6 protein-coding genes and 1 pseudogene are annotated in these 4,961 nt (G+C 36.0%); all 7 read left to right on the top strand.

Annotation, left to right across the window (positions count from 1 at the left end; genetic code table 11):
- Nucleotides 1-486, top strand: a 486-nt coding sequence (menA, locus tag AC6F75_RS13740; protein WP_500715658.1) for a 1,4-dihydroxy-2-naphthoate octaprenyltransferase, incomplete at its 5' end; no start/stop codon positions are given.
- Between the two features lie 52 nt (nucleotides 487-538).
- Nucleotides 539-2,035: a hypothetical protein gene (locus tag AC6F75_RS13735; RefSeq protein ID WP_500715657.1), complete on the top strand. Its 1,497-nt coding sequence runs from the start codon at nucleotides 539-541 to the stop codon at nucleotides 2,033-2,035.
- 27 nt (nucleotides 2,036-2,062) lie between these two features.
- A complete protein-coding gene (locus AC6F75_RS13730; protein ID WP_500715656.1) occupies nucleotides 2,063-2,743 on the top strand; it encodes a metal-dependent hydrolase in 681 nt (226 codons plus the stop codon).
- An 86-nt stretch (nucleotides 2,744-2,829) separates the two neighbouring features.
- On the top strand, nucleotides 2,830-3,081 hold the full coding sequence (locus AC6F75_RS13725) for a four helix bundle protein (protein ID WP_500715655.1): 252 nt from the start codon (nucleotides 2,830-2,832) through the stop codon (nucleotides 3,079-3,081).
- A 2-nt stretch (nucleotides 3,082-3,083) separates the two neighbouring features.
- A pseudogene (locus tag AC6F75_RS13720) lies at nucleotides 3,084-3,209 on the top strand (four helix bundle protein); the annotation flags it as partial.
- Between the two features lie 58 nt (nucleotides 3,210-3,267).
- On the top strand, nucleotides 3,268-4,323 hold the full coding sequence (locus AC6F75_RS13715; protein ID WP_500715654.1) for an enolase C-terminal domain-like protein: 1,056 nt from the start codon (nucleotides 3,268-3,270) through the stop codon (nucleotides 4,321-4,323).
- A 35-nt stretch (nucleotides 4,324-4,358) separates the two neighbouring features.
- Nucleotides 4,359-4,961 (top strand): CPBP family glutamic-type intramembrane protease (locus tag AC6F75_RS13710; RefSeq protein WP_500715653.1); only part of this gene is annotated, 603 nt, incomplete at its 3' end.

The following is a 4,961-nucleotide window of genomic DNA, read 5'->3' as shown; positions in this document are numbered from 1 at the left end:
GTTGGTAAGTCAGCTTATGGCTATAAGGCGATGGGTGATTTGTTTGTTTTTTTGTTTTTTGGATTGCTCTCAGTGGTGGGGAGTTTCTTCCTTTACCATCAGGCACTTTCAGTCGCAGTGTTATTACCGGCCATAACCATCGGGTTTTTAAGTGTCGCCGTGCTTAACCTCAATAATATGCGCGACCGCACTGCTGATGCTCAAGTAAACAAAATTACCGTCCCGGTATTGCTTGGCGAAAAAGCTTCCAAAAAATACCACGCTTTTTTACTGTTAACAGCATACGGTGCTGCATTTCTTTACTTTTATTTCTATGCACAACATTGGTGGCAATACTTGCCGCTGCTTGCATTTATTCCTTTATTGAAACATTATGCCTTTGTAATCACAAACAGGAATCCCGCAGCACTTGACCCCGAATTAAAAAAAGTGGCATTAAGCACGTTTTTATTTTCAATTCTCTTTTTATTAACCTCCTTTTTTTAGTATTTTTAAAACTTTAATAATTTTTTCTTACTAAAGCGTCAACTATCTACTTATGAAGAATTTTTTCCTACTAATGATTTGCTTATTTTTTAGCATTTCATATTCACAAAATAATACATCATTAACCATTAAAGAAAGTACAGAATATATAGATGATATAGTAGCTAATGATATCCATGTAGTGCGCACCGGAAAAAACAATTTTACCGGAGTAGTAAGAGGCACAAGAAAGGGGCTGATTTTTGACGTTTTTGATGAAAACCTAAATAAGGTGTCAAGTAATATTGTTGATACCTACTCAGATGAAAACTATATTGGAGATTTGTTTTATAACAATCAGATTTTAGTTTTTACAGTCAATTCTCCCAACAGAAAAGATAGAATCTTGTATTGCCATGTTTTTAATTTAGAAAAAAATTCGTACAGTAGAATAGAGTTGTTTCAAGCTACTGTAGAGAAAAACCAACCAATTTTTTCAGGAGCCAATAAACGTGAAACCAATTTTGCCTTTTCGCCAAATGAGAAATATTTTGTTATAGCTACTGACAATATCAAGAAAAAAGTGAATTCTTATACCGTTAGGGTATTTGATTCTGAAACGATGAAAATGGTCTATGAGCAATCCTATCAGGAACATGAAAAAAATCATTTTCAATTTAATGATGTCTCCATTGAAGATGATGGTACGGTTTATACATTAGGCAAATTGTATAAAGCCGGTAAGTCAGACAAAAAAGGGGGAGCAGCCAATTATCAATTTATTTTAAATAAAATACAACCTGAAAACACCCCCAAAACTCTTTATGTAGAATTAGACGATCAATACGTCAATACATTGTCTATTAGCACGTTAAACAATAAGTTGCACTTGCTGGGATTCTATTCAGAAAAGCGTACCGGTCTAATGAAGGGTGGTTGTAATTTTATCATCAATAAAAACGATTTTTCCATAGCCTCTAAGGAATTATATGAATTGCCGTTAGAAGTTTATGAAGGTATTTACGGTGATAATAAAGGAGAAAAACAAAAAGATAAAAGTAAAGAGTTAAAAAACTTTTCAATAGATTATGTTCTGAATGACAGCCAAGGGAATACATATCTGCTGGCTGAAGAGTTTTTTATAAGACACTCTTATGTCCATATGCCAAATGGAATGGGATACCATACAACTACCTATCATTATAATGATGTCATTGTTTTTAAATTCAACAATTCCGGAAAATTGGAGTGGGGAAGAAGTATCTATAAAAGAGCCAATGGACCGTCTTACAATGCGTTCTTAAAAAACGACCAATTGCATATAATTTTGAATTCCGGTAAAAGGTTAACCGAAAAAAATGACGGTCGCACCAAAGTTTCCAGGGGTTTTCTTGAAAGCACTTCTCTGTATGACATAAATTTTTCGAAAACCGGTGATATGTCTTACGACAAAATTCAAGACAACAAAGGAAACACCAACTACCTGCCCTCTTATGGTTCTTATGAAAACAACCGTTTTATTATGACCAGTGACGGTAAAAAGAAAAAACAATTTATGGTATTGGAATAAAAAAAGAATCCTATAAACTTATTCATTATGAAAATCACTTATTACGGACACAGTAGCTTTGCACTCGAAATCAAAGGAAAACACATTATTGTTGACCCGTTTATCAGTGGGAGTCCGCTGGTGGATGGTAAAGTGGATATCAACAGCTTAAAAGCCGATTACATTTTGCTCACACACGCACATCAGGACCATTCATTAGACGCAGAAGCCATTGCCAAAAATACCGGAGCCGTGATCGTGAGTAATTATGAAATCGCCACTCATTACGAAAACAAAGGCATCACCGTTCACCCCATGAACCACGGGGGAAGCTGGCAGTTTGATTTCGGAAAGGTAAAATATGTCAACGCTATTCACACCAGTTCATTTCCCGATGGAAGCTACGGTGGCCAACCCGGCGGATTTGTCATTGAAGGAGAGCATAAAAACATCTATATAGCCGGTGATACAGCCCTTGCCATGGATATGAAACTCATCCCGATGCACACCAAGCTCGATCTGGCCATACTGCCCATAGGCGATAATTTCACTATGGGAATTGAAGATGCCATCATCGCTTCCAATTTTGTGGAGTGTGATAAAATCTTAGGATGCCACTACGATACCTTTGGGTATATCGAAATTGACCATGAGGAAGCCAAACGCAAATTCTATGATGCCGGTAAGGATTTGATGTTACTTGAGGTCGGGGAGAGTATTGAGCTTTAAAAGAGAGAGGGAGACACGGTGACAAGGAGATAGGGTGATAGGGAGATTGGGAGAGAGTTTAATCAGTTTAATAAATATTTCAAGAAATGAGCAGAATTATTTCGCATAAAGAACTAAAAGTTTATCAGTTATCGTTTGAGGCTGCTATGCAAATTTTTGAAATTTCAAAATCATTTCCACCGGAAGAAAAATACTCATTAACTGATCAAATCAGGAGGTCATCAAGGTCTGTTTCAGGTAATATTGCTGAAGCTTGGCGTAAAAGGAGGACGAAAAATCATTTGTTGCTAAATTATCAGATTCAGAAGGTGAAGCAGCTGAAACTCAGGTTTGGTTAGATTATTCAATTGCATGTAAATACATTAATGAACAGGTTTATAAGGAACTTTATGAAAAGTATGATTATATTCTAGCGATGTTAGTAAAAATGATATTAAATCCTCAGCAATGGACTATAAAAAAGTAAAATTAAAATACAATGCCCGGCTCCCCATCACCTTGTCCCCCCATCACCCCATCAGATTATGACTGCTTATTATCTAAATCACGAATTAATTTTTAAGAAACCGAGTGGTACTTCAAGAGGTATTTTAAAAACCAAAGAAACCTGGTTTTTAATCATCAATGACGGCAATAAAACCGGCATAGGCGAATGCGGAATACTGCGCGGACTCAGTATTGACGATCGCCCCGATTATGAAGACAAACTGAACTGGGTGTGTGAAAACATCCACCAGGGAGAAGAAAAACTTTATGAGGCTTTAGAAGAATTTCCTTCCATTCAAATGGGAGTAGAGACGGCATTCCTTTCGCTTCAAGCGAAAACCCCTTTTGAATTGTTTCCCTCAGATTTTACGAAAGGAAAAGCTTCAATTTCCATAAACGGTTTGGTATGGATGGGGGATAAAGAGTCTATGAATAAACAAATTAAGCAAAAAATAGATGCTGGCTTTACCTGTATTAAAATGAAGATTGGTGCGATTGATTTTGAAACCGAAATGGAACTTTTAAAATCAGTGCGAAAAGAATTTTCTGCTAAAGAAATAGAACTACGGGTTGACGCCAATGGCGCATTTACACCGACTGAGGCTTTGGAAAAGTTAAAGCGCCTTTCAACACTTGAGATTCATTCCATTGAACAACCCATCAAACCCGGTTACTGGGACGAAATGGCTCGTTTGTGTGAAGCAACTCCGTTACCCATTGCCCTTGATGAGGAACTTATTGGTGTATTTGAATTACAACATAAAAAAAAGCTGCTACAAACCATAAAACCACAGTACATCATTTTAAAACCAAGCCTGATTGGCGGTTTTCGCGGAAGCGATACCTGGATAGAATTGGCTGAAAATCAAAATTGTGGCTGGTGGGTGACCTCGGCGCTTGAAAGTAATGTAGGTTTAAATGCTATTGCTCAATATACTTTCACAAAAAACAGTAAATTGCCACAAGGTTTGGGCACCGGAAGTTTGTATACAAACAACATCGATTCCCCGCTTGAAGTTCGCAGTGGATTTTTAAATTATAATCCTGAAGGCGAATGGAAGTTGGATGATTTGAAATTAGAAGTCAGAAGTTAAATATTAGAAATATGAAATACAACAGATTCTAAATTATGTATATATCTCAAGGTTATAAGGGTAAAATCGGATTATGGAAATACTTTGTTATTCCTATTGCAATAACATTGATTATTTTATTTAATAATTTAATGATTTCAGCCTTAGGTGTTGATGTAAATCAATTAATGGAAGAACAATACCAGTCAAAAGGGAAGAATAGATTTTTGGCTGAAATGCTCTTACAATTTGCATTTTTACTGGTTGTTTTGCTTTTGTGGGTGAAATTTGTGCACAAGCAAACATTAACTTCGCTAACAACGTCCAGAAAAAAAATTAGTTGGGGAAGATTTTGGGTAGGTTTTGCTCTTGTTGCAATTACTTTGACAATATTTACAATAATTGATTATTCACTAAATCCCGATGATTATATAGTTCAATTTCAATGGGAACCATTTCTAATAATGCTTCTTATTGTTATAATTCTTATGCCTTTACAAACTAGTTTTGAGGAGTATTTTTTTAGAGGTTATCTTTTACAGGGAATAGGAATAATGGCTAAAAACCGCTGGCTACCGTTGATTTTAACTTCATTAGTATTTGGTTTGCTCCACATGTCAAATCCTGAAGTTGGCAAACTGGGTAATGTCATTATGGTG

It is taken from the genome of Planktosalinus sp., assembly GCF_059864935.1.
Note: the sequence above shows the minus strand (reverse complement) of the source record. Positions and strands in the feature narration are given on the sequence as shown.

What these genes read in the sequence shown, in the direction of transcription:
- AC6F75_RS13735 (WP_500715657.1), top strand. Translation starts at nt 539, where the DNA reads ATGAAGAATTTTTTCCTACTAATGATTTGCTTATTTTTTAGCATTTCA.
- AC6F75_RS13730 (WP_500715656.1), top strand. Translation starts at nt 2,063, where the DNA reads ATGAAAATCACTTATTACGGACACAGTAGCTTTGCACTCGAAATCAAA.
- AC6F75_RS13725 (WP_500715655.1), top strand. Translation starts at nt 2,830, where the DNA reads ATGAGCAGAATTATTTCGCATAAAGAACTAAAAGTTTATCAGTTATCG.
- AC6F75_RS13715 (WP_500715654.1), top strand. Translation starts at nt 3,268, where the DNA reads ATGACTGCTTATTATCTAAATCACGAATTAATTTTTAAGAAACCGAGT.